The sequence below is a fragment of the Leptospira ainlahdjerensis genome (assembly GCF_016919175.1).
Lineage (GTDB): Bacteria > Spirochaetota > Leptospiria > Leptospirales > Leptospiraceae > Leptospira > Leptospira ainlahdjerensis.
This window is the reverse complement of sequence record NZ_JAFFPU010000037.1, coordinates 12,098-36,585: the sequence shown is the minus strand read 5'-3', so window position 1 is coordinate 36,585 and position 24,488 is coordinate 12,098. Positions and strand designations below refer to the sequence as shown.

Below are 24,488 nucleotides of genomic sequence, written 5' to 3'. Positions count from 1 at the left end.
CTTAGTCGTAAATACGACGAGGTTCTCTTTTTGAAAAACGGGTGTTTATGCGAAGTTCGTATAACTTCGGCTTCCCACTGCGTTCGCTCTTGGTTCCCGATCGCGCTCACTCCGGGCTTAAGCCACATTGCTTTGTCACTTCGGTTCGCTATACCTTCGTTAAGGTTTACTCGAACTTCGTACCAACTCCATCGGGCACAGTTCTCGGAGACACAACGTCGAGAAGCCTCTTTCGAGAATCGATCGGGTATTTCCCGGCGTAGGCTCGTACGCTTACAAGGAGCAACGTAGATTCAAGAAGCCTTCAGAATTTGCAGGGAAGCATTTCCTTTTAAAGTTCATTCAATTGAGAAGAGTCTATGGAACGTTATCCTACCGAATTCTTTATAACCAGCTGTAATTTCGGAATGTAAAATCTGGCTGCGATTCCGCGAGGATTCTATTCTCGAAAACGTAGGCAATTATACGAAGTTCGCCTAAACGCTAAGCAAAGCGAAATTTACTTTTTCTCTACTTCCACCAGTTCAAAAATTATCGAACCATTCTTAACTAGACGTAATTCCGAAAGACTTCCGTTTTCCAAAGCATCTGCGATTATACGAAGTTCGCCTAAACGCCACTCGAATCGCTTTCAAATTTTTACTTCCAAAGCGAGGTCTTATCGCTTTCTGAACTATAGCTTTTCAAACGATGAAAAGAATTTGTTTGGTGGTTTGTCATAAGGAAGTCAGGAAATACGAATGAAACAACGCTTATAATCATATGCGGATCGAATAGAGCGTCCGTTCTCGAATAACTATCTATTTTCTTTCACATCAAGAATGAGTTCATTTTTATTCGAAGAGAGTGGTTCAAATTTTTTCATTCACATCTAAATTCTTCATCGAGCGCAAGCAACACGGTTTTAAAAGTCTTATTCGTTTATAGGCTTCGATTTCTTTTTGCAAAAGACAAATTCTTTCTTCACTGGATCTGGTTATTCAGAGAAAATTACTTTTTGGAGAATGGTAGTCTTGGAATCACTCCAATCGTTGTAAAAAACAAATAAGAAAAGTAGGATTGATTCGTTTTGTTGTGGGATTTTTTAAGAAGAGGATAAACATTTATGAGAAAAATTCTTAAAAGTAAACACGAAAACTTGTTTATCCAAAATAGAGAAAATATAGATTCTATAAATGGAATCGATTTAGAAACACGATTCGGCAGAAAGGAATTTCTTATTATTTTCAGCGAAGAGGTTACATTCTTGGATCAAATATTTATTTACAACCGACCGGCTCCTCGCTCTTTGTTTTGGTGTTCGATCTCGATCGCACTTGGGTGTTTATTTCTTTTTCTTGTTTATTCATTCCTTAGGCGAACGATCGAATACCCTGGAAAAATCTGGGACCAATTTTCTTTCGATCATTTTCTCCTTGTAGTCTTAGCTCTTTTTTTCTTATCCCTTTCTTTTTTATTACTTTGGTCGGGATTCAAACGTTTAATAAGAATGGAACGTATTTTCGTAGATCCGGAATTCATTTCTATTGCAGGAGGATTTTTTCTTTCTTCCGGAAAAAGGTTTTACACCGGAGGTTGGCTCCGAATTCCTCTCTCTTCGGATTTTCGCTTTCGAGCGATGAAAGACAGCTTTTTAAAAGGAATCGGCTTCTATCTCGATATACCGGCCGCAGATGGCGGACGTCAGTCCTTTTTAATCGTGGATCATTGCGCAAATCCAAGAAGATTAGCCGGAAGAATCAACAAAGTGCTCGAAAAAAATGGAACGTTTCTGAGAAACGTCCATATGTCTAAGCCTCTGGAAAAATTATTATATAAGAAAAATTTAAAGAACCAGAGAAAACAAATGAAGAAGATAAACCGTTAAAAAGGGATTACTGATTCTAATTTTAGATTTTCGTTAATACTAATAGAGCTCGTTTTCTTCTATGTAACTTCTCAGGTTCACGGGAATTTTCGAAGTTTCCCAGGAGGATCGGAATTCTCGCCTTAATTCCGTGGAACTAACAGGGATGAGTGGATTGTGTAAAAAAAAGAATTTTTCCGAGACGTCTTGCAGGTTTGGATTGATTGGAATTACTTCGGAGACTCTTCGAAATACGCAGACTGATTTAACGTTTTCTAATATAACTCTCCAGTCTTTCCAATCGTGAAAGTGGTCGTAGTTGTCCTCTCCGATCAAAAGTAAAAATTCCCGATTCGGATAAGAAATTTTTAATTCTCGAAGTGTATCAACCGTGTAGCTGGGGCCCTTCTTTTTGAGTTCTATGTCAAGTATTCGGATTGGGTATCGGAATTCCTGAACAAATAGATTCAACATTCCTAATATATCTTTCGGTGAAGTTTCTTTGATTTCCTTGAGTGGGTTTTGACGATTCGGGATAAGAAACACTTCTTCGCATTCCGGAAATGCCGCAAAGAAAGACTTTAGGATCCCGGAATGTCCGTCGTGCGGAGGATCGAAACTCCCTCCAAAAATACCTGTGAGGATTTTTTTTTCCTCGGACATATCTATCCTCGGATTTGTCCGTTGCCGGTAACGTATGTGGTGGTCGTTGTCAGATGGACCAAGCCCATCGGTCCTCTAACGTGCAGTTTTCCGGTGGAAATCCCGACTTCGGCGCCCAAGCCGAATTCTCCGCCGTCGTGAAAACGAGTGGAGCAGTTGATAAAAAGTGCGGCGGAATCCAAAGAATTCGTAAACCGTTTCGCGGTGCTCAAGTCTTCCGTTATGATCGCTTCCGTGTGACCGGAAGAGGTTCTTTCAATGAAAGCTAACGCTTCCTCCAAAGAGGATACCGTTTTGACGGAAAGTCTGAGATCCAAAAATTCTTCCAGATAGTCTTCTTCCTTTACGGGTTTTCCTTTTGGGTAAAGAGAGAGTGAAGGAGGATCGAGTAAGAGTTCAACGCCTTCTTTTGCGAGCGCTTCTAAGAGTTCTTTTCGAAACGGATATCCCGTATGAAGAATTAAATTCTCCGTCGCGTTGCAAACTCCGGGTCTTTGCACCTTTGAGTTGATAACGATGGGAATCACTTTCTCCGGATCCGCGTCCTCATCGATGAAAAGATTACAAACGCCTTTGTCGTGTTTTACGACCGGAATTTTAGAATGTTCCGAGACAAACTTGATCAGTCCTTCTCCACCTCTCGGAACTACGATATCGATCGTCGAAGTTTGTTGAAAGAAAGGAAGCATAAAAGCGCGATCGGTCTTGTCTACAAAAGTAACTGCACCGATGTCGATTCCTTCTTTTCGCAGAACTTCGTGAAAAAGTTTCACCAAAGCCGCGTTAGAGTGAAACGCTTCGCTTCCTCCGCGAAGGATACAAGCGTTTCCCGATTTAAAAGAAAGCGCGCCGACATCGATCGTAACGTTCGGACGTGATTCGTAAATAACCATCACCACACCCAGGGGAACTCTTCTCGTGACGAGTTCGAGTCCGTTGGGAAGAGTCAAGCCTCTCGTGACTTCTCCAACCGGATCGGGAAGAGCGACGATTTCCCGAAGAGCCGAAGCCATTCCAGTAATTCGTTTATCATTTAGAAGAAGGCGATCCATAAGAGCGGAAGAAAGATTTTTTTCCTTTCCGTCTTTTAGATCCAACTCGTTTGCGGATAGAATTTCCGCTTTCCGTTTTTCTAATATATCAGCCAGATCAAGGAGGACTTTGTTTTTGAGTGAAGACGGAAGCGATTTAAGAGTTCGAGAAGATTTTTTAGCGCGAGCGCAGAGATCTTCCACGTATTCCAATTCTTTCATAGATGAGTTCCTCCGTTTCCATTTCCGTTCCGATTTTTTCGAATGATTTCCTTTACGTCTTCCTCGGAAAAAACACGATTTCCGGAAGGAGCGACTAACGTTCCGATCGTGTTTTGTTCCAAAAATTCTCGAATTATGTGCATTTTTTTGCCGTTCAAAATCGCCGTGGGAACTCCCGCTTCCGAAAGTAAACCGGCGGATTTGAGTTTTGTAAACATTCCTCCGGTTCCGGGACCGCTCGGTCCTCCCGCTAAATCCAAATTTTCTTTCCCGATTTTTTCTAAAAAAGGAACGACTTTCTCTTCTTTTAAAAAACCGTCCACGCCCGTAAGAATGATCAAGAGATCCGCGCCGACGATCAGGCTTACAAGCGCGGAAAGCATGTCGTTGTCTCCGAATTTCACCTCTTCGGTCGCAACGGAATCGTTTTCGTTTACGACGGGAAGAATTCCCCATTCCAGAAGTTGCGTGAATGTGTTCTTAAGATTCTTGTATCCTTCTTTAGACTCCAGATCCAAGACTCCAAAAAGAATCTGCGCGATACTAAGGTTTACCTTGGAAAAAAAACTGTCGTAGAGGTTGACGAGCCGATTCTGACCCATTGCGGCTAACGCCTGTTTTTCGGAAAGGGAATCTCCCGAAGAGATCGACGAGGGGAGTTCGCTTAACAAAAGTCTACCTCTTGCGATTGCTCCTGAGGAAACGAGAATCACTTTTTTACCGAGATCTCTGAGATGGCGGATATCGCTAACCAACTGAAAGAGGAAGTCGTTTACTTCCGACTCGGGACCGGAAAGTCTCGCGGAGCCGACTTTGATTACGATCATTTCCGAAGAGCGGATTTTTTCAGAGAGAGAAGAACGTTCCATGTTCGAAGATCCTATTCCGTTTCATCCAAGACGCTTTCCTGAGGAAGCGAAGAGTCGTTTTCAAGAGAAGAATTCGTTTTTGATTCTTTCGGATTTAAGACCTTTTCGATCTCATCCTTAAAAAAAGTTTCATCCATCGTTTCAAGGAGTTCTTCCAGGTTGGTTTCTTGGTCCGCGGAGATCGCGACTACCTTTCCTAAATGAGAGACCTTGGAGATTAGATCCTTTGTAAATTCGGGATCATCCCAGATATCGATTTTATTGAGAACGATCAGATAAGGACGTTTGAGAAGTTCCGGATTGTAAGTCGAAAGTTCGTTTCGAAGCATCTTCAAATCCTCTTCGATATCCAAGGAAGAAGAATCGAAGAGATAAAGAATTCCTTTTACACGTTCGATGTGACGAAGAAAAGAAAGACCGAGCCCGATTCCCATACTCGCGCCTTCTATGATTCCGGGAATGTCCGCGATCGTAAAACGAAAGATATCTCCTCTTCGTTTAACAACGCCGAGGTTCGGAGAAAGAGTGGTGAACGCATAACCCGCGATCTTCGGATGCGCGTCCGTGATCTTTGAGATCAACGTGGACTTGCCTGCATTGGGAAGACCTACGATTCCCACATCCGCCAAAAGTTTGAGAGAAAGTCGGAGGAACTTATATTCTCCATCTTCTCCCGGCTGAGCAAAACGTGGAGTTTGATTGGTGGAAGATTTAAAATGAGTATTCCCTTTACCACCGCGTCCGCCGCGAACCACGACGTATTCTTGCGTATCGGAAACGAAATCGAAAAGGAGATCCCCGGTTTCTTCGTCGTAGATCTGAGTTCCGAGAGGAACGAAAAGAACTAAGTCTTCTCCCTTTTTACCGGAGCAATTGTCTCCGACTCCGGGAAATCCCGCCTCGGCTTTGAACTTTCTTTTGGAAAGATATTTGTCCAGGGTGTACATGGAAAGATTCGGACGAATGATGACGTTTCCGCCGATTCCACCGTCGCCTCCGTCCGGCCCTCCGAACTCGACGTACTTTTCTCTTCGAAAATGTACAGAACCGGGGCCGCCGTGTCCGGCGTAAACTTCTATTGCGACTTCGTCTACAAAGGATTCCATGTTATTTGAATATTCTAAAATTCTTAAATGAGTCTAAAAAACAAAAAACCGCAGAGTCCGGACCCAGAAACGGGCAGGAGACTGCGGTTCATCCGGTTTGAGTTTGAATATGAGGGGTTATTCCGGGTAAACGGAAACCTGCATTTTCAACTTGGAAACCATCTCGAACTTTACTTTTCCGTGAACGAGAGCAAAGAGAGTATGATCTTTACCAAGTCCTACGTTATTGCCAGGGCGGAACTTTGTTCCTCTTTGGCGAACGAGAATGTTTCCGGCGAGAACGGATTCTCCGCCAAAACGTTTTACTCCGAGTCTCTGGGAATTCGAATCCCGGCCGTTCTTTGAGGATCCACCACCTTTCTTATGTGCCATTTTCTGGTACTCCTATCAGTTCCATTTCTTTCGGGTATTGATTCTTCAGATTTTTAAGTCCGGAGAGAACCAATTCAAAACTATTATGAATTAAAACATTGTCTTTGGGGAGAACTTCGAACCGGAGATATCCATCGCGGATTTCAGCGGGTTTTGCGTTACCGGTTTGGAGGAGGTGCAGATAAAGTGTCTGAACCAGAACCGAGACGGCAGAGCAGAGAAGATTCTCACCCTTTTTTCCTAAGGAAGTCGGGGAATGTCCCTCGCTTTCTAAGGAAGAATACAACTCTTCTTTGCGAGTTATCCGAATCCGGATCAAACCGCAGAAAGAGAAACGACCTTAACTTTCTGAAGCTGTTGTCTATGACCCCAAGCTTTTTGATAATTCTTACGTCTTTTGTAAACGTAAGCGTGAATCTTTTCACCTTTTACGTCTTCCAAAACTTTCAGGGATACACGAGCGGTTTTGAGCTCGGGTTGTCCGATATGAACTTTATTGCTGGATTCTGCGAAGAGAAGAACCTTCGCGTCAAAGGATTCGCCCGCGTTTTTACCGGTTTTTTCGGTCAGGAATTCCTGATCTTGGGTTACTTTGAATTGTCTGTTTCCAACTGAAATAATAGCGTACATATCGATCCGGCCTGTTTTAAGTCGTTTTCAACCAATCTGGTCGACGTTCCCCTCCGGTCAAGGTGAAAAAGGAAAAACGATTGTACGCCGGAGGGTGAGTTCCGACTTCGGTCAAAACTGGACCAAAATCGAAGAAAATGGGCAGGTTTTCCAGGACATTATTCAGAAGAATTTTCTTTTTTGATCGGGAAATCTTCCGTGATTTTGGGAAAAGTAGGAACTCACACTCTTCTTTTCACTTCGGGCTTTTTTTTAAGAGAACTAAGGTTCGGGTCGGAACTCCGGGCCGCTTTTTTATCCGGGAGGGTTTTTACTTTCGAATCTGTATTTTGCCTTACACACGAAATGTGGGAACTCTCACACTCTTCCAAAAACTTCGGAGTAGCTTTTGTTTTGTCGTACCAATTTCACATCTTGGAGTTCGGCCTTCCGCCCCTTTCTTTAAGAAGCTCTAAAAAAGTAGGAACTCCCTCTTTGAAAAAATGGCAAGAATCTATCTTTCTTAAAAAATCAAAGATCAAGACTTGTATCTTTTTTTTTAAAATACTTTTTTAATTCTTCGAAAATCACTTTGAGAAAGTGGAGCCCCGCTTCCCAAAAAAGGGGCCTGGAAAACTCAACTTCCCTATGCCAAAGGAAAAAACTTTTTTATTCAATCAAATTGAATTCGAAAAAGTTAAAATGAGAATAAAAAGACACAAACCAAAGAGAATGAACTTTCAGAAAAACATAAGATTCACCATGAGAAAGGGACGCCCATAAATGTAAAGTCAAGTGACAGTATTAGATATTTCGAATTATATAATATTTGTTAACTTATAAGTTAACGACCTCGAGGACGCCCTGGATTCGAAGAAAACAGATTCGATTTTTCACATTCCGAGATTCTTAATGAGAAAAAGGGAAAGCTCTTCTGCAAATCGACAAACAGATGTTATTCGCATTTTCTTATAAAAGAAGAAGCAAAAACTAAAAAGGGTGCAAAAAAGAATTCCTCAAACCGTTATGGATCTGAGAGATCCATTGCTCTTTTCGATTCTTCGTTAAAGAAAAGAATCTTGGATCCAATTTAAACAAAACAGGAGATACTAAATGGTATCAGGAATTACACTCATCGTGCTCAGCATTCTTGCCGTGCCTTCTTTGCTTCTTGCAAAAAAGCCGGACGCAAAGGAATTGCTCGCTAAGATTTCACCTTATCAAGGTTGGATCGGTCTGGTTTTCTGTTTCTGGGGAATTTATGGAATCGTTTTCCAAGGACTTCTCGGACTTGGATGGCTTCCAACTTGGCCAATCTATTGGGTAACCGCTCTTGCAGGAAACATCGTTCAGGCAGTTCTCGGATTTATCCTTGGGTTCGGAACCATCTCTACTTATGTACTTTCTAAGAACGAAGAAGCCAAAAAGAAAGGAGCTGAACTCCTTGCTAAATTGGCTCCCATCCAAGGTAAGTTGGGAATTTTTGGAATTGCAGTAGGAATCTGGACCATCGTAGCGTCTTTTCTTTTCTACGGAGTTTAATTCCATTTTTCCGGGTGATACGTTTCACCCGGATCATTCCTTCTCGATTTAAGATTGCATTCTTTTGAAAAAACGACGGTCATTGTCGTTTTAGAATGCAAATCCATACGACGCCGCAAACGATCTCGGAACTCAAAAAAAAACGATTCTCGGAGATTCTCCGATTTCCGAAACACTTCATGGAAGATCGATTCCCGATCGAAGTTCGGAACTCTTATACTATTCAAAAAGAATTTTCGGTAAAAGGTGTTTCCACGCTGGAGAATCAACCTTCTACGATTCGGGTAAAACCGTCCACCGGAGCCTTTTCCAAATTCTCTCATTCTCAAAAGACTCTCGAACTCAGACCCGAATTTTGTATCAAAGGAAATCATAATATTCAATTGGGCGAAGTGAAAATTATCGAACATCCGATTGCTCTACAATCCGCTTTCGGTCTTTATCTAGATTTTGAACTGGAGATGTCGAGTTTTCCTTCGTTTGATTTTTGCGATCAAGTTTATTTGGACGGAATCGAAAACAATCTCCGAAAAATTGGAGAAGTTCCTTGGATCACCGTTGCAAGATCGTTTGTGATGACTTGGGAAAAGGGTTATTGTATCTTAGAGCCCGACTTGGGTGATCGAAAATTGATTCTTGACCATCAGGTGAGTTATCCCGGTTCCACTGTAGGAAACTCGAGAATTGAGACCGAGATGAGCCCTGAAATTTTTTCGTATATCGCGTCCGCGAGAACTACCGCGTTTCGGCCAGGTGAAGAGGCAGAAAAATTTTATCAGATCGGTCTCGCGGGAGGATTGAAGAATTATCCGTTTACTTTAGAAAACGTAATTTTGTTAAACGAAGAAAGAATTTTCAATCCTAGAGAAAAATTTATACACGAGGGAAAAAACTACGAATTTCTCGCGCACGAACTGATCGATATCCTTGCTTGGATTCGATTTGTGGAAGAGGAATACAAAGGAAGGTTTGTCGGAAAGATGACTACCTTTCTCTTTGATCATCACAAACAAATCGATATCGCTCAGTTCGTCTGCAATCGGAAAGAATTTTCCGAAATCGGAATCAGAACGCTTTAAAATACATTCTAATTTTAGAATTTAGAATCCGATCATCATTCCACCGTCGACTCGGAGCGTTGCTCCCGTAATCCAATCCGCTTCGTCCGAGGCGAAAAAATGTATCGCGGAAGAAATCGATTCTTCCGGATTTCTCCCGATCTTGAGAGGAATCGTTTTCAAGATTCCTTCTTTCACTTCTTCGGGAAGATTCGGTGCGAAATCGTTTGCGATAAAACCCGAGGCCACGCAGTTCACGGTTACGTTTCTGGAAGCGAGTTCTCTCGCCGAAGATTTTGTCAGAGCCATGAGTCCTGCTTTCGCGGATGAATAATTCGATTGCCCTCCGTTTCCATAAAAGCCGGAAACCGAACCGATGTTGATGATGCGACCCCATTCTTTTTTGATCATATACTTCGCGGCGGCTTGTGTTCCTAAGAACGCGCCCTTTAAATTTACGTCAAAGACCTGATCCCATTTCTCTTCGCTCATTCTCAAAAGAAGATCGTCTTTGATGATTCCCGCGTTATTGATCCAAATATCAAGACTTCCTGTTTCTTTGAATGCAAAATCGGCGAGTTCTTTGATCTGACCTTTTTCTTTTACGTCGCAGAGTTGACCAAAAACCTTTCCGACTTTTTGGGACTTTAATTCTTCGATCGTTTTTTCCAGAAGAATCGGATCGACGTCGGATACTACGACGGTTCCATTCTTAGAAAGAAAATTTTTTGCGGTTACCTTTCCGATTCCCCTGGCAGAACCTGTGATTACGATTGTTTTTCCAGAAAACATAAACTCCTCCATTTATTTATTTCGATATCGAAATAAATCGTTCAAAAAATATTTTACTTATTTACCTTTCAAAATTAGAATTCATTCTTTCCAGAAGGCGAACAAAGGTTTCCTTTTCTTCCGGGAGGAACCCTTTGTATAATTTCTGAGTTGTCGTTTGCGAAGCGCGGATCACGGCTTCTCTCGTAGTTTTTCCTTTCGCGGTCAAAACTGCGGTAAACACGCGTTCGTCGTCGCTGGATTGAATTCTTTTGATATATTTCAATTCTTCCATCTTATCCAAAAGGGCAGTGATCGTTGAGTTCGTCCGATCCAATACTTTGGCGAGTTCGCTCATTGTCATTTCACCCGAAATCCCAAGTGCGTATAAAACTCCTCCGTGGGCGGGGACGAGATCTTTGATTCCTTCCTTTTCAAATTCCTTGGTTAAGAATTTTTGGATTCGATCCCGGGTCCTCGATAGAAGATGGATTGCGAATTCGTGTTTCATTTATTTCGATATCGAAATAAATCCTTTTTTTGTCAACACAAAATTCCAAGTCCACATCCAAAAATTTCCGTCTATTTTTGAAAAAATTGTCGAATTCGATTCTTTTGCATATCCTTTACCCGAACGTTGCAAAGAATTTGAATGAGAATCGTCCTGTAAAAAAAAGGTTTTGTCGGAGTTCCTACACGGGAATTTGAGCTTGCAAAAAGTGTAATTCTGTGATAGAGGAAAGCCGCCTGTGGTTTTTTCCGCCACCCACCCCTCCACCCGAATTTTGGGCGGGGCGCGCCACTTTCACGGAGGGTGTCGTAGTTCCGACGGATTTTTTTAATATCCAGTCAACTTGCGTTTAAGGTGATGATTCTTTCAGGAGGGGTGTTTAAAAATCACCATCGGCTTACAACTTTTATTTTTGTAAAAGGGTTCGGATCGTTTCTTGGATCGATCGCCGTGTTTTCAAGCGTTTCCATTTCGATCGGAATTCCTTTTTGATCGATGCAAAGATCTATATTGTTGTCGTTATCTCCTATGTCCGCAATTTGAAAAGGGGTTACGATTTGAGTTTCCTTTTCGTTTAACAATTTAATTTTAAAACGACTTAGATCTGAAACTCCGAGTTCCTTTCCGTCCATAGCCCTAACTCCGCCGGACCAAACGGTCCGCACGACCGAAACCGTTTTGGATTTGGGACAATCTGCGCCAGGTCCGGATTCGTTGTAAGGATAATCGGAATCGAGTTTGAAATGTTCCGCATAACTTAGGACGGACCTTCCGCAAGCGCCGTTACTCTAACTTTTTGCCCTCGATAGTTTTGTCCGTCTCGACTTTTTAAATCGTTAATAATTCTTACTTCAACGGGTTCGTTATCGGGAGAATTTCCGAATTCTCCGATCATAAGGATTGTTCTGAGTTCGAATTCTTCCAACGCAGGACAAAACGTTACGAACGGGACGGAGAGCAGTTCTCCTTTTTTAGTTAGGATTTGAAAATCGGAGGCATCCAAGGTTGCAGGATCGATCTCGTGAGAAAATACAAGCGGCATTCCGTCTTTTCCCGGAGCATTCTTCCATAAATAAATAGATCGAAACGGTAACGCGTTGTCTAACCCGAAAAATGCGGATATTATGTCCGCCTTTCTGTTTTGGTTGATCGATGGATTCTTGTTCGAGAGTCGATAATTCGGCACCGAAATACAACTTCCTAACAGAAGTAGTAAAGCCAATGCTCGACTGATGCGGCAGGACATATCGGATTTCCTCTGTATGTGATTTGGTTCTTTTTTTTATCGAACCAGAGTTGTAGAAGAGAGGATTCACCGATAAAGAACGCTGACTTTCCTCTTTGTCAACAAAAAGAATCCGAAGGAATACCGTCTTGACAGCCTCCATTCTAAGATTTTTGATTCCATTAAAGACGAAGAGATATGAGTTCTATAAAATCTAAAAAGAAATCCACGATCCCCGCGAACAAATGGTGGCAGACGACCACGATTTATCAGATTTATCCACGCTCCTTTGCGGATACGAATGAAGATGGGATCGGCGATATCGCCGGTATCATTTCTAAATTAGATTATCTAAAGGATATGGGTTTTGAAACCCTTTGGATTTCTCCGCTCTACAAAAGTCCACAGAGAGATCACGGATACGACGTTAGCGACTATTACTCGATTTCTCCCGAGTATGGAAATCTCAAGGACGCCGAAAAGTTAATCAAAGAAGTTCATAAAAGAGGGATGAAGATCGTCTTCGATATGGTGATGAATCATACTTCCGATGAACACGAGTGGTTCAAAGAGTCCCGTTCTAGCAAGGATAATCCGAAACGAGATTGGTATATTTGGAAGGACGGAAAAGGCAAGGGCAAACCACCTAACAACTGGAGTTCGTTTGTGACTCCGAATGCCTGGCAATACGATAAAAAAACCGATCAGTGGTATTGCGCTAGTTTCCTGGACTTTCAACCGGATTTAAACTACTACAATCCCGAAGTTAAAAAGGCGATGTTCGACGTTCTTCGTTTTTGGCTCAAAAAGGGAGTCGACGGTTTTCGTTTGGATATCTTTCACGCGATTTATAAAGACAGACACTTTAGGGACAATCCTTTCCGTTTTAAATATCTCGTCACCGAAAACGATCACGACGGTTATTTTCAAAGAAGACTTTATACGGTAAATCATCCGAATAATTTCGAATTTGCAAAAGAACTCAGAGCGGTTCTGGACGAATTTGAAGGGGATCGTTTCGCAGTTGGCGAAGTCGCGGGAGACGATCATACCATCAAACGTTACTTAGGCGAAAAAAGGGACGGTCTCAATCTGATCTTTCTTTTTGAAACCCTCATGTTAAAATTCAAAACGAATTTTTTTAAGGGTATCGTCAAAAAGATGGAGGAGATCTATCCCGCCCCGTATACTCCAACTTACGTTTTTGGAAATCACGATCAAAGACGTTATATGCGTAAGATCAACAACAACCTGGAAAAAGGAAAGTTGGTCGCCTTGTTTCAATTCACCGCAAGGGGAGTTCCGGTCACGTATTACGGCGAAGAGATTGGAATGACCAACGAAACGATTAAACTTACCGAAGCGCAGGATCCGCTCGCGAGAATCTATCGCTGGTTAGGCGACACTCTTTCCGAGTTTTTGGGTTTGGCCGATATCATCATCCGGGACAGGGCCCGATCTCCGATGCAATGGGACGATTCTCCGAACGCGGGCTTTACGACAAAAAACGCAAAACCTTGGATTCGTGTTCACGGAAACTATAAGGTTCGAAACGTAAGCACCGAATCCGAGGACAAGGATTCCCTTCTGAGTGTGTATCGAAAGGTCATTCATCTTCGCAACGAGAGTAAGGCTTTACGAGAGGGGAGTTTGACCTTGATCGAAGAGGACGTTCCCAAGGACATGCTTGTCTATATCCGCGAAGCGGATAAGGAACGAAAGATGGTGATTTTCAATTTCGGAAAAAAAGAACGTCTTTTTAACAATACGACCGATTGTAGAAAGTATTGTTTTTCGACTCATGTCTACGATCACAACGAATTTGACTTATTTAAAGTTCCGCCTTGTTCCGGTTTGATCTTGGAAAACGACCATTCTCCGAAGGTTTCCACAAAAACGAAAGGTAAGAATAGTAAATAAACTCGTAAGAATCGAATCGGTTTCTCCGAGGAAGGGCTTTTTTTCTTTTAAATCAAAAGGATCGATGGAAAAAAGCCGTTTTCTTTCTGACCCTACGGTTTCGGAAAAATCTCCTTAAAAAAAGACAACAATTCGATCCAAGAACGTCGATCCGCCTTTGCGTTGTAAGCCGCTCCTTTGGAATTGTCATTCCCAGCTTCTTTGATCGTGAACGAGTGAACGGCTCCTCCATAGGAAATAAATTGCCAGTCAGCTCCGGCTTTTCTCATTTCGTCCTGAAACGTTTCAACTTCCTCTTTTTTTACGAAAGGATCGTCTGCTCCGTGTAAGACGAGCACCTTGCCTGTAATATTTTTTGCGTCGTCCGTATTAGGAGTTTGTAATCCTCCGTGAAAACTCACGGTTCCTTTGATGGGCGCCCCGCTCCGGGCGAGTTCCAGTGCGACGGTTCCACCGAAACAATAGCCGATCGCCGCGATATTCTGTGCGTCTACTTCCGGTTGCGCTTTTAACGTTTCCAAGGCTGCCTTGATTCTTGCGCGCATGAGTTTCCGATCTTGTTTGAATTGACCGGCCAACTTGGAAGCCTCTTCCATACCATTGGGGCGCACTCCTTTTCCATAGATGTCTACTGCAAAAGCAACGTAACCCAATTCAGCCAACTTATCAGCGCGCATCTTGGAATTTTCTCCTAATCCCAACCAATCGTGAACGACTAACACTGCGGGAGCTTTTTTTTGGGAACGGAGTTCCGGATAGGCGATATATCCTTCCAAGAAGGTTTTCCCTTCACGGTAGAGGATGTTTTTTGAAACGGGCTTTGCAGTTATGGAAACGTACGGTGATAACAATAACCAAAAAAGAATTAGGAGCTTCTTCATAAATCGGCGACCTCGCATTTCTTTTGACAGATTCAAAAGTTAAAACGGTAAATTTAAGGAGTTTTTACTTTTGAAATGATATCTCAATTTCTCCCGAATCGACCTAAAACAGATAGATTTTAGAATTATCCCAAAGAATTCGTTTTAACAGTCTTGATAAACGAAATTGCAAAAATTCAAAATGAGCCGATCTATTCGGATATCCTTATCCCTTTTTAGTTTTTGCTTTGATCCCATTCTAAGATTTTTCGTTTTTAAGAATCCGTTTCTTTTTATCACCTGCGTTTCGGCTTTGAAAGGATGCCGTTCTAAGGACGAAACGAATCCGCGTCGTAACGATCCTTTTAGGAGGTTTAAAAGAAGTTCTAAGTCAGGAATAAAACGAGAAAGAATGACTAAAAATATTTCCTAATTCTGCGAAATAGTTGAATCAAAACAAATTCGTGATTACTTCGTCATGCGGCATTTTGAAAATCTTAAAAGAAAAATCGCGGACGAGGCAGAGATGTTAAAACAAAAAGGGTTATTTTTTCTAAGGGTCTGTTTTTTCTTTTACGTTTTAACTTTTAACTTCTGCGGTCCTTCCGGAAATTCTAAAATTTCCCCGCGCGCCGACAAAGGAGTTTTGGATCTGAGGGAATGGGATTTTAATTCGGACGGTATCGTCAAACTGGATGGAGAATGGGTCTTTGTATGGAAACAACTCACTTTTTCTAAACCGAATACGATTCTTCCCGATGCTAAATCCTATTTTGTTCCAGTGCCGGATATATGGAATTCTTATAAAGAGATCGAAGATGTCGATTCTGCTGCGGCATACGGATACGGAACTTTTACGCTTAAGATTTTGTTAAACGACAACCAAACCGCACTTGGACTTCGTTTTCAAGACGTCGGCACGGCGGGAGCGATCTGGGTGGATGGAAAAAAATTAATCCGAAGTGGCGTCGTTGGAACCGACGAGAACACTTCTCGGCCGCAATATCTCCCTCGTTACGTCGATTTTCAGACTTCAGGAAACGAAGTTCTCATCCAAGTTGAAGTTTCCAACTTTCATCATTTCAAAGGTGGAATCTGGGAAACGATTCGCCTCGGAAGTAAAAAGAACATACAAGACGATAGGGAGAATCGTTCTGCAACCGAGATGTTTCTTTTTGGAAGTATCTCGATTATGGCTCTTTATCATTTTGGGCTTTTCTCTTTGCGAAGGAAAGACAACTCGAGTTTATTCTTCGGTTTATTTTGTTTTGTCATCGTCGTTCGTTTGCTTATGACCGGGGAAAGGTTCTTTTTACAAAAATTTCCGGACATACCTTGGGAACTCGGAAGCAAAGTAGAATACCTTTCCTTTTATCTGGCTTGGCCAATTTTTCAGAAATACATGGACAGCATTTTTCCCGGGGATATGCCTTCGTTCGTATCAAAAATCTGCAGTGCGATCGTGGGTTTCTTTTCGCTTATCATTTTGTTTTTTCCCACGAAAATTTTCGCGCTGACCCTAATTCCTTACCAGGGAATTCTTCTTCTCTACTTACCTTTCTTTTTCTTTTGGTTGGGAAGATTCATCTATCGAAAACGAGACGGAGCGATCATCGCAGGAATCGGAGTTTTGGCGTTGATCGCGGCTGCGATCAACGATATTTTACAAAGCCAAACTCTCGTCAGTAACGGGTATTATCTTCCGATCGGGCTCTTTTCGTTTATTTTCGCTCAGTCTTATATGTTGTCTTTGAAATTTTCCTCGGCGTTTGTCTCGATCGAAAACTTATCGGCGGATCTGACGAGAACAAATCAATCCTACAGTCGTTTTGTACCTTTGGAGTTTTTAAAGTTTCTCGGAAAAAAGAATATTACGGAAATTGAATTAGGAGATCAGACCCAAAGAGAGATGACGATTCTTTTTTCGGATATCCGGTCGTTTACTCAATTGTCCGAAAGGATGACCCCTAAGGATAATTTCGATTTTCTAAATTCTTATATGGGAAGAATGGGGCCTATCATTCGAAAACACGGTGGATTTGTGGATAAGTATTTGGGCGACGGGATCATGGCCTTGTTTCCAGATTCACCGGACGACGCGGTGGAAGCCGCGAAAGAAATGAAATCTGCTTTGGAAGAACACAACCAGAGCCGTTTGGAAAGAAATTATGATCCGATACGGATCGGAATCGGAATTCATACGGGAGTTTTGATGTTGGGAACGATCGGAGAAGAGGCAAGGATGGACGGAACGGTCATCTCCGACGCGGTCAATCTTGCTTCTCGAATCGAAGGCCTTACGAAGGAATACGGAGTTGAAATTCTTTTATCCGATGAGAGTTATCAGAAGATACGAAATCGGAAAAAATATACGTTTCAAGAATTGGGAAGGGTTTCCGTAAAAGGAAAGGAAAACTCGGTGGGAGTTTACGAAGTCAAATAGGCTTTTAGAATGTTCTCCGCGGACGAGGTGACGGCGTCTTTTAGTTCCTTAGGCTCTAAAACGATCGCCGAATTTCCAAGTCCGAGAATATGTTGCAAAGCCCATTCCATCGTCTCAAAATTCACTTTTGCACAGATCCAATTCTCGTCTATTGTAGAATATTCTAATATACAGTTATAGCTAAATGATTGGAATCGATCCAAGATTGTGGATTTTATTTTGATGGTAACCGTATAGCTGGGAATTTTTGAAAAGAAGGCTTGTGTGCTTTCCTGCCAATATTTTTCCAAATCGAATTTTTTCGGTCTTTCAAAGGTTTCGCCGAGCTGTGCTTCGAGAATTCTCGAGATCCGAAAGGTCCTAAATTCTTTTCCATACTTTGCGATTAGATACCATACCTTTCCTTTTGCGACTAGGCCTAACGGAAGGACGATTCTTTTTTTGGAGATCTCGTCCGATTTGTAACGAAGAATCACTTTTCGATTTTGCCAGACCGCTTCCTGCAACAAAGGAAGAAACGGAAATTCTTCCTTCCAATTTCCCCAACCGGCTCCGTCGATATGGATCCTTTGCCGGATCATCTCGGCTTCTTCCTGATACGCGGCGGGAAGAGAAGCCATAAATTTCATAAAGGCGGAATCGAATTCTTTCTTTCGTCCGAGATCGGAGGCGATACGAGTGGAGCTCGTAAGAATCATCGAAAAAATTTCTTCCTTTTTCATTCCGGTAAGATTGGTCCTATAACCTTCGGATAATTCCCATCCTCCTTTCGAACCTCGTTCCGCAAAGACGGGAACTCCCGAAGCGCTGAGCGCTTCCATGTCTCTGTGGATGGTCCTTTCCGAAACTTCTAGTTTGCGAGCCAAGTCCCGGGAAGAAATTCTTCCTTTGGCTTGGAGTTGAAGTAGAATGGAGAGTAGACGATCCGCGCGCATAATTTTATTCTAATTCAAATAATATGACAGAATCTGTCATGTATTTCTTTTGATCATGATCCGAGTTCGAAAAAAAACCGGATTAAAAAAACTAAATCGGAGATATATGACAGTAATCGTCATCTTCTTCGGGTTAAGATGAGACAATGGAAGAAAGAATTTTAAAAGACAAGGTGGCCTTGGTCGCCGGAGGAACAAGAGGCGCCGGTCGCGGCATATCGATTGCGTTAGGCGAAGCGGGAGCAACCGTTTATGTTACTGGAAGGAGCACACGAGAATCTCCTTCCGAGATGAATAGAAAAGAAACCATCGAAGAAACCGCGGAGCTTATCAACGCACACGGTGGGAAAGCGATCGCAATCAGGACAGACCATACGAAAGAGGACGAAGTTCGTGAACTTATCCATCGAATCGATAAAGAACAGGGAAAGTTGGATATCTTAGTCAACGATATTTGGGGAGGAGATCCTTATATCCGCTGGGATGAAAAGTTTTGGGAACATTCTTTGGAAAATGGAATCAAAGTCCAAAGGACTTGTCTGGAATCCCATCTAATCACCGGCTATTTTGCCGCGCCTTTGATGATACAAAATCGGTCGGGTTTGATCTTGGAGATCACGGACGGAATCGATTATCGTTATCGAGGAAATCTATATTATACTTTAATAAAGTCTTCAATCATCAACCTTTCCCGTTGTCTTGCCGAAGAATTAAGATCCTTCGGGATTACGGCGTTATCGTTGACTCCCGGTTTTTTAAGATCGGAGGCGATGCTTGATCATTTCGGCGTTCAGGAAAAAAACTGGAAGGACGCAGTTTTGAAGGAACCTCATTTTATTGTCTCGGAAACACCCGCGTATATCGGTCGCGCGGTCGTTTCACTTGCGGGAGATAAGAATGTTTTTTCAAAGACCGGAACTTCCACGAGTACCTGGAAGTTATCCGAAGAATACAACTTTACCGATTTGGACGGAACTCGTCCGCACTGGGGAAACTATTTTAAGGAAAAATTCGGAGAAGAATTATGAAAACTGAATATTCTCTCTGTAAAACGGAAATTGAATCCGAAGAATTGTTGGTTTCGACAGGAACTCTGAGTATGGTATCAAGATTGCTTTTTCCGGGGTCGCTTTTGAAAGCGTATCAGACTGATCGTCCCGAGTTGTTCGTACGGTCGAAAAATATCTCGGATTCGAAAATTTCAAAAAAAGAGAAATAGAATAAGGATTGAATGGAATACCGGAGGGAATAATGTCCATAAATTCCGGATTTCGATTTTACATTCATTGAACACATGTTAGGAGGAAAAAGTATGAAACAGTATTTGATTAGAATTATGAGTTACGGTTTTTTGGTCTGGTTGATTCCTTTTGCGGTTGCGATTCCGTTCCACTCAAGGGATGGAAAGTTGTTAACTGATATTTTTCTGTTTAAAACCGTTATGATTCTTGTAGGCAGTCTTACCGGAAGTTTATTGCTGGCTTCGCTCGCGATTCGAATATCCGGAAAAACGTTGCCCACACTTTTGTATACGGGTTTGATCTGGTTGGTTATCAATTGGGGGTTGGACTTTTTGATTCTTTTGCCGATGTCCAAGATGAGCGTTTCCGATTATTTGATCCAGATCGGACTCGGTTATCTTACGATGCTGATCATCGCGTTTGCGATCGGTAAAGCAGTGGATAAAAAAATCGCGTGATTGAGAGTTTGTCGGCGTCTTTGTATCAAACGTTTTGTTCTCTCGCTTTTTTGCGGAACGTTTTGAGATTTCCGTTGAGGCGATAAGAATCCAAAATCCTGTCCGAATGGATTTTTCGAAAAGGATCCGAAACGATTCTTTTCGAAAACCTCGGATTCGTAAAAAACAGACTCTTTTCCAAAACTCGAACGTAACTCCGAGGAGGGAGGGAGACAAACCCAGTTTCTTCGTTTAACATTTTGAAATCGCAAGGTTGTAAGTCGCTACCGTCCCGGGATGTATCTTTTTGTTTTCTGAAATCAAATCCTGCATCGTATTCTTAGCCTTACAAAGAACTCCAAGATACAAATTCTTACGGGCCTGTTCTCTCCATTCCGAGTAGAGCGGGTTTTTTTCCGCGTAGTCGGAACCCAAAAAATCGGCCGCGTAGAGGATCAAATCTAACGGTCCAGGAGTAGACGCACCCAAAGTATGATTACGAACCGCGGATAGGACGGATTCGTTTTTTAGATCGTATTGCGATTTTAGATATATAGCGGCAGAGTAGGCGTGCCAGGCAGCGGAAGGAAGTTGTTCCAGAGTTTCCTGTCCGGTTTTTCGAAATAACGTTAGGTGAAACTCCGGAGTTTTTTGTTTGGTGATGTCATGAACGATTCCGGCAAGATAAGCGAGTTCGGCTTCTTCTTTGGAATGTATGATCGCCAACTCTTTCGCGATCTCGGCTACCTTGAGGGAATGTTCCCAACGTGTGATCGTGATTTCGGTCGGAACGATCCTTTTAAATTCTTGTATCTTAGCTTCCAACTCGGAGGAAGTCATTGAATTCTCCTATTAAAATTCGATCATAAACGAAGCCGCGTTCGAGTCCAGTGCGAAACTGGATTCTAATTTTTCTTTGATTTCAGAAACGTTTCGATTCGTTCCGGGAGATTGTTCCGAATGTTTTGATAAAAAATTCCGTAATCCAAAATGTGATAGTTTTCGCCGAACCAACGGGAAAAACCGGATGCGTTCGGTTTAGAAATACGAACGACCCCCTCGCTACAACGCGCGCTGCAAAGTTTGGGTTCGATCGTTTTGAATTTCGGATTCACTCCTCCCGGATGTAAGTCTGCGCTCGCGAGGTGTTCGTCAGCTTTCCAACTGATGGGATTGACGCACATATAAGGCCCCTCTAAATCGTGTGGAAGTTTGGAAATTTCCGCATTCTCTCCGAAAGTTCTCCAGCTGATCACACAACCTGTCTGGGTTCGAGAAGAACAAATTGGGATTTTTTTATATGAACCGATCGGGACTGCACCTCCGAGCAAATACGCCGCGACGAGACGATCCGTCAGAGGAGAATTGTCGATCTTTTCGCGGAGAAGCCGGATCGCAAGGTGAGTTCCTTGGCTGTGGGAAGCGATGATAAACGGCCTTCCGCCGTTCCATTCCTTGAGATAGGTTTCAAAAGACTTGAGTACATCTTGATATGCTAAATCTAGTGCGAGTTTTCCGTTTTCCGCGTCCAGAAAAGAATAAAGGGTCGCCTGTCTGTAACGAGGCGCGTAGATTTTGGCGCAGCAGTTAAAAACGCTGGCTTGTTGGCGGATCGTGGATTCGTCGGTTCTTTCATTGACCCTTTCGTCCTCTAAGGAAGCATTCCAATCTCTTCCATAAAACGTAGTGGGATGAATAAAGAAGACGTCGACGAGCGCGCGACTTTGATGGTCCTGAAGAGAAGACTCCGAAGGAACCTTGTCCGCGTCGTCCTTGGTTTGCGGAAGCGCTGACCATGACTTTAAAAGAAGATAATCCGGTTCTTGGGGTCTTGGGTATTCGGAATAATCTCCGGAAGGTCGAATGACCCAGAGACAGGAAAAAGAAAAAGATACGGAAACAAAAAGAATAAAGAAGAATCGATTTCGCATAACAATCCTCATCGTCGTAATTTCAAAAGAGAAAAACGAACCTTTGTAGATTCTTCTGAGTTTATTTCCCTGATTCGGAGTTGTCAATTCCCTTTATCGGATTTGGAAAAAGTAAAAAAGATTCCGATTCTTAAAAACACTTCTAAAGATTAAAAGTTTTTTAAAAAAGCGTTCTCAAATGGATTGAATTTTTTTATCTCGGATCCGTTTGTTTCGGCGAGAAGTTGACAGAGAACTTTCAATTTTTAAGATCGACCTCATGAAAATTACGGACGATGTTTTTAAGAATGCGCTTTCCCATTTCCCTTCCGGCGTTACTGTGATCACTTATTCTCATCTTGGAAAACAAAGCGGGCTTACCGTAAGCAGTTTTAGTTCTCTTTCTCTCAATCCTCCTTTGGTTCTTTTTTGTTTGCAGAAGAATATTACAAGTCACGATCCGATTCGAAACGAAGGCAAATTCGTGATCAACATTTTGGCAAAGGACCAAGATTCCATCTCCAATCAATTCGCCTCGGGTAAGACTGACAAACACGCGCTGATGGAAGAACTCGGATGTAAAAAGGGCGAACTCGGTCTTCCGATTCTACCCGATATTCTTTCTTACATTGAATGTGAGGTGGAACAATTTGTGGACGGGGGAGACCATTCGATCGTGATCGGAAGGGTGATTTCCGCAGGAGCCGACGATACTCGGCGTCCGTTGCTCTATTATCGAAGAAACTACTATTCGATTTGATCCAACCTGTTCGAATTTTTCCGGTGGGGCGTCTTGCTCCACGGTCGATTTCCTATTTACGAATGGCTCGATTCTCGAAAGGCGCCGAAACAATGCGAATACACTTTCGTCGCCTTTCACGCGAAAAATTTCCTTTTTCCTAAATTTATTTTTTCTTACGCTTTAGTTTTTCTGCATGTGTTGAATCCTCATCGATGGAGACGTTACTCCTCCGAGATAGAATTCCTTTTTTTCTGCGACCCTTTGTGCGTACAATGAGCATCTTTTCCTGTTATTAATTGAAAAATAAATAAATAAGAATCTGCACGATCCTTTTTTTGAAAACGATTCGAAGGCCATTTTTCTAAAGAAATTAATTTTTGAAAAAATAACAAATCCCGATCGTTTGAACGCTTTTTTGTAGATTATGGAACAAACTTTGGCGCATTTGATTTCATGTTCCGTATTCCCTTTAGGGGACATTGATCCTCGAGGTAAAACGAACCATCTTATGAAGATCGCTACCACAGTATCAGGACTAATTCTTATCCTTTGTGTTTTATTCTTTTTTCCGGTGATTTCGGATTCTTCCCAAAGTGTTTTTCAATTTTGGAAACACGCTTTGAGTTTGTCACAATCGGATGATTTTACGGAAGATCCGATCTGTGATCTATCCGTTTTGGAATTGGGAGACGGAGGTTGGGTGCGAAATAAACCATCCGATCCACCTCGGCCGGTTTTGATGGAATACATTCTTACCCACTGTCAAAAATAAGTTTTCGTAAGTCTGCGAGACGGAATTCCCTGCAAAAAAGCGAAAGAGAGGTGTTGTTCCTAACGTTTCGATCTTAAAAGTGTCGAGATCGGGGAGGCATCTGTGGAATATTCTCTTTCACTCGATATACAAAAACAAAAAAGGAACTTTCTATTCGGTTATTACAATCGACCGATTTTTTGGTTCCAGAGAAAATTTTTACCCTTTGTTCTTTTGGCGCTTTCCGTTCTTGATTTTTTTCTTTTTAAAAACGCAGAGCGGTTTATCGTTCCCTTGTTTTTTGGAATCCTGAGTTTGTATTTTATCGCGAGGCCTTTCATTCTTCTAAAAAGAATTCGATTTCAGGATCTGAATGGAAAAATTTTCGTTTCGGAGAATGGGCTGAAAATTTCGGACGATAAGGGAGAATTCAAAATTCTCCCCGAAGAATTGTTAAAGATCATTCCTAAAAAACATTATTTATTTTTAAAAGTCCGAATTCACATGGTTCAATACCTTCTCATCGATTTGAATTCCATTCAAGGGGATTCGAAAGAGTTTGTGAAGGAATTGGAAGCGCTTTTTTATCGAAAGGGTGCGTGACCGTCTTCCTCTTTTTTAAAACCCACTTTCGCCATCTTATTAAAAATGATTCTTCTTTCGATTTTGGATAAAGTTTCTTTTTGTCTTTATCCAAAGGGGACGAATCCTTTGGATCGCGCTGATCATCCGATCAAACGCTGTAAATCCAAGAACTACTTTCGAATATTGTTATTTCAAGAAATTCTTATATAGTTGTTTCGGATAAAGAAAGCGGGTCGGTTCTCTTTCACAAAATTGACTTTCAGTTATAACGAGCAATTTTTGATAGAGAATGTATGATATCCTGATTCTAAAGCTTTGGTTTCGGATGCCTGATAACTCTGCTTAGATTGAATCAAGGAAAGCTAAGAAAGATGCTTTTTATCTCAGTTTCGAAGACGTTCCCATTTTTCTTCGATATCAGAAAGAAAAAATATAGAAATCGACCCCGTTCTTGGAATCCGATCATTCTTCTTGATTCGAATTTCTGAAACAAGAAAACGAATACTGAAGATCTCACGAGTTTTCTCGGCATAAGGCTGGATCAACGAAAGCTGTGATTGAAAAGTTCAATCTGTCTATTTTATCCAAAATAAGTCCGTAGGACCCTGCAGTTTGAATCAATTTCAACGTAATGGATTCTAAATTCAATATTAGAAAATTCTGGAGGACCTGAATGAGTGAATTTTAAAAAAATAGACGAGGTCTTTTGTGGTTCCTGCGGTTCCATTGTTAAAAAGAAAAGAGAGACTTGTCCGAAGTGCGGGGTCCGTCAAAGAGGAACATGGGAGAAGGTTCCGAAACCTGGATGATCACATTCTTACTTTGTTTTTTCTTTGCTC

At 42.0% G+C, this 24,488-nt stretch carries 23 protein-coding genes and 1 pseudogene; 10 read left to right on the top strand and 14 right to left on the bottom strand.

Annotation, left to right across the window (positions count from 1 at the left end; translation table 11 throughout):
* The first annotated feature begins 1,489 nt into the window (after positions 1-1,489).
* Positions 1,490-1,867 (top strand): hypothetical protein, encoded by a 378-nt coding sequence (locus JWG45_RS10905; RefSeq protein WP_205279783.1) that lies wholly within the window; start codon positions 1,490-1,492, stop codon positions 1,865-1,867.
* A gap of 39 nt (positions 1,868-1,906) precedes the next feature.
* Here JWG45_RS10905 and nadD read toward each other — a convergent pair whose 3' ends face one another.
* From nadD to rplU, 7 genes are all read right to left on the bottom strand, one after another.
* On the bottom strand, positions 1,907-2,509 hold the full coding sequence (nadD, locus tag JWG45_RS10900; RefSeq protein WP_205279782.1) for a nicotinate (nicotinamide) nucleotide adenylyltransferase: 603 nt from the start codon (positions 2,507-2,509) through the stop codon (positions 1,907-1,909).
* A gap of 2 nt (positions 2,510-2,511) precedes the next feature.
* On the bottom strand, positions 2,512-3,762 hold the full coding sequence (locus JWG45_RS10895) for a glutamate-5-semialdehyde dehydrogenase (RefSeq protein ID WP_205279781.1): 1,251 nt from the start codon (positions 3,760-3,762) through the stop codon (positions 2,512-2,514).
* Positions 3,759-4,631 (bottom strand): glutamate 5-kinase, encoded by an 873-nt coding sequence (gene proB, locus JWG45_RS10890; RefSeq protein WP_205279780.1) that lies wholly within the window; start codon positions 4,629-4,631, stop codon positions 3,759-3,761. The genes JWG45_RS10895 and proB overlap by 4 nt, the downstream gene beginning before the upstream one ends.
* Before the next feature lie 11 nt (positions 4,632-4,642).
* The gene (gene obgE / locus JWG45_RS10885; RefSeq protein ID WP_205279779.1) at positions 4,643-5,737 is read right to left on the bottom strand and encodes a GTPase ObgE; all 1,095 of its coding nucleotides are present in this window, start codon (positions 5,735-5,737) and stop codon (positions 4,643-4,645) included.
* A gap of 117 nt (positions 5,738-5,854) precedes the next feature.
* Positions 5,855-6,109: a 50S ribosomal protein L27 gene (rpmA, locus tag JWG45_RS10880; protein ID WP_002629808.1), complete on the bottom strand. Its 255-nt coding sequence runs from the start codon at positions 6,107-6,109 to the stop codon at positions 5,855-5,857.
* Positions 6,099-6,428: a ribosomal-processing cysteine protease Prp gene (locus JWG45_RS10875; protein ID WP_205279778.1), complete on the bottom strand. Its 330-nt coding sequence runs from the start codon at positions 6,426-6,428 to the stop codon at positions 6,099-6,101. Before JWG45_RS10875 ends, rpmA begins: the two co-directional genes overlap by 11 nt.
* The gene (gene rplU, locus JWG45_RS10870; RefSeq protein ID WP_069608149.1) at positions 6,425-6,739 is read right to left on the bottom strand and encodes a 50S ribosomal protein L21; all 315 of its coding nucleotides are present in this window, start codon (positions 6,737-6,739) and stop codon (positions 6,425-6,427) included. Before rplU ends, JWG45_RS10875 begins: the two co-directional genes overlap by 4 nt.
* A 1,092-nt stretch (positions 6,740-7,831) precedes the next feature.
* Here rplU and JWG45_RS10865 point away from each other — a divergent pair.
* Together JWG45_RS10865 and JWG45_RS10860 are read left to right on the top strand one after the other, a co-directional pair.
* Entirely contained in the window at positions 7,832-8,260 is a 429-nt protein-coding gene (locus JWG45_RS10865; RefSeq protein WP_069608148.1) for a hypothetical protein, read from the top strand.
* A 179-nt stretch (positions 8,261-8,439) separates the two neighbouring features.
* The gene (locus tag JWG45_RS10860) at positions 8,440-9,339 is read left to right on the top strand and encodes a UDP-3-O-acyl-N-acetylglucosamine deacetylase (RefSeq protein WP_232380641.1); all 900 of its coding nucleotides are present in this window, start codon (positions 8,440-8,442) and stop codon (positions 9,337-9,339) included.
* A 21-nt stretch (positions 9,340-9,360) separates the two neighbouring features.
* Here the strand turns inward: JWG45_RS10860 and fabG are convergent, their stop codons facing one another.
* From fabG to JWG45_RS22615, 3 genes and pseudogenes are all read right to left on the bottom strand, one after another.
* Positions 9,361-10,110, bottom strand: coding sequence for a 3-oxoacyl-ACP reductase FabG (gene fabG, locus JWG45_RS10855; protein ID WP_205279776.1), 750 nt, complete (start codon positions 10,108-10,110; stop codon positions 9,361-9,363).
* A gap of 61 nt (positions 10,111-10,171) precedes the next feature.
* Positions 10,172-10,600: a MarR family winged helix-turn-helix transcriptional regulator gene (locus tag JWG45_RS10850; RefSeq protein WP_205279775.1), complete on the bottom strand. Its 429-nt coding sequence runs from the start codon at positions 10,598-10,600 to the stop codon at positions 10,172-10,174.
* Positions 10,601-10,986: 386 nt separating this feature from the next.
* Positions 10,987-11,846, bottom strand: a pseudogene (locus JWG45_RS22615) (hypothetical protein).
* A 177-nt stretch (positions 11,847-12,023) separates the two neighbouring features.
* Here JWG45_RS22615 and JWG45_RS10840 point away from each other — a divergent pair.
* A complete protein-coding gene (locus tag JWG45_RS10840) occupies positions 12,024-13,745 on the top strand; it encodes an alpha-glucosidase (RefSeq protein ID WP_205279774.1) in 1,722 nt (573 codons plus the stop codon).
* A gap of 92 nt (positions 13,746-13,837) precedes the next feature.
* Here JWG45_RS10840 and JWG45_RS10835 read toward each other — a convergent pair whose 3' ends face one another.
* Positions 13,838-14,626, bottom strand: coding sequence for a dienelactone hydrolase family protein (locus JWG45_RS10835; RefSeq protein WP_205279773.1), 789 nt, complete (start codon positions 14,624-14,626; stop codon positions 13,838-13,840).
* Positions 14,627-15,131: 505 nt separating this feature from the next.
* On the opposite strand from JWG45_RS10835, the gene JWG45_RS10830 reads away from it, so the two are divergent.
* A complete protein-coding gene (locus tag JWG45_RS10830; protein WP_205279772.1) occupies positions 15,132-17,048 on the top strand; it encodes an adenylate/guanylate cyclase domain-containing protein in 1,917 nt (638 codons plus the stop codon).
* Here the strand turns inward: JWG45_RS10830 and JWG45_RS10825 are convergent.
* A complete protein-coding gene (locus tag JWG45_RS10825; RefSeq protein WP_205279771.1) occupies positions 17,033-17,983 on the bottom strand; it encodes a helix-turn-helix transcriptional regulator in 951 nt (316 codons plus the stop codon). The genes JWG45_RS10830 and JWG45_RS10825 overlap by 16 nt on opposite strands.
* 146 nt (positions 17,984-18,129) lie before the next feature.
* Between JWG45_RS10825 and JWG45_RS10820 the strand changes: the two genes are divergently transcribed.
* Together JWG45_RS10820 and JWG45_RS10815 are read left to right on the top strand one after the other, a co-directional pair.
* Positions 18,130-19,011 carry an SDR family oxidoreductase gene (locus tag JWG45_RS10820; RefSeq protein ID WP_205279770.1) on the top strand — a complete coding sequence of 294 codons (882 nt, stop codon included), beginning with the start codon at positions 18,130-18,132 and terminating at the stop codon, positions 19,009-19,011.
* A gap of 284 nt (positions 19,012-19,295) precedes the next feature.
* Positions 19,296-19,682, top strand: a complete 387-nt coding sequence (locus tag JWG45_RS10815; protein ID WP_205279769.1) for a hypothetical protein — start codon at positions 19,296-19,298, stop codon at positions 19,680-19,682.
* A gap of 231 nt (positions 19,683-19,913) precedes the next feature.
* Here JWG45_RS10815 and yqeK read toward each other — a convergent pair whose 3' ends face one another.
* The gene (gene yqeK / locus JWG45_RS10810) at positions 19,914-20,501 is read right to left on the bottom strand and encodes a bis(5'-nucleosyl)-tetraphosphatase (symmetrical) YqeK (RefSeq protein ID WP_205279768.1); all 588 of its coding nucleotides are present in this window, start codon (positions 20,499-20,501) and stop codon (positions 19,914-19,916) included.
* Positions 20,502-20,566: 65 nt separating this feature from the next.
* Complete coding sequence (locus JWG45_RS10805; protein WP_232380638.1) at positions 20,567-21,679, bottom strand: DUF3089 domain-containing protein; 1,113 nt, start codon at positions 21,677-21,679, stop codon at positions 20,567-20,569.
* Positions 21,680-21,851: 172 nt separating this feature from the next.
* Between JWG45_RS10805 and JWG45_RS10800 the strand changes: the two genes are divergently transcribed.
* From JWG45_RS10800 to JWG45_RS10790, 3 genes are all read left to right on the top strand, one after another.
* Complete coding sequence (locus JWG45_RS10800) at positions 21,852-22,331, top strand: flavin reductase family protein (protein ID WP_205279767.1); 480 nt, start codon at positions 21,852-21,854, stop codon at positions 22,329-22,331.
* Positions 22,332-22,821: 490 nt separating this feature from the next.
* Positions 22,822-23,085: a hypothetical protein gene (locus JWG45_RS10795; RefSeq protein WP_205279766.1), complete on the top strand. Its 264-nt coding sequence runs from the start codon at positions 22,822-22,824 to the stop codon at positions 23,083-23,085.
* A 102-nt stretch (positions 23,086-23,187) separates the two neighbouring features.
* Positions 23,188-23,667 carry a hypothetical protein gene (locus tag JWG45_RS10790; protein ID WP_205279765.1) on the top strand — a complete coding sequence of 160 codons (480 nt, stop codon included), beginning with the start codon at positions 23,188-23,190 and terminating at the stop codon, positions 23,665-23,667.
* The last annotated feature ends 821 nt before the right edge of the window (positions 23,668-24,488 follow it).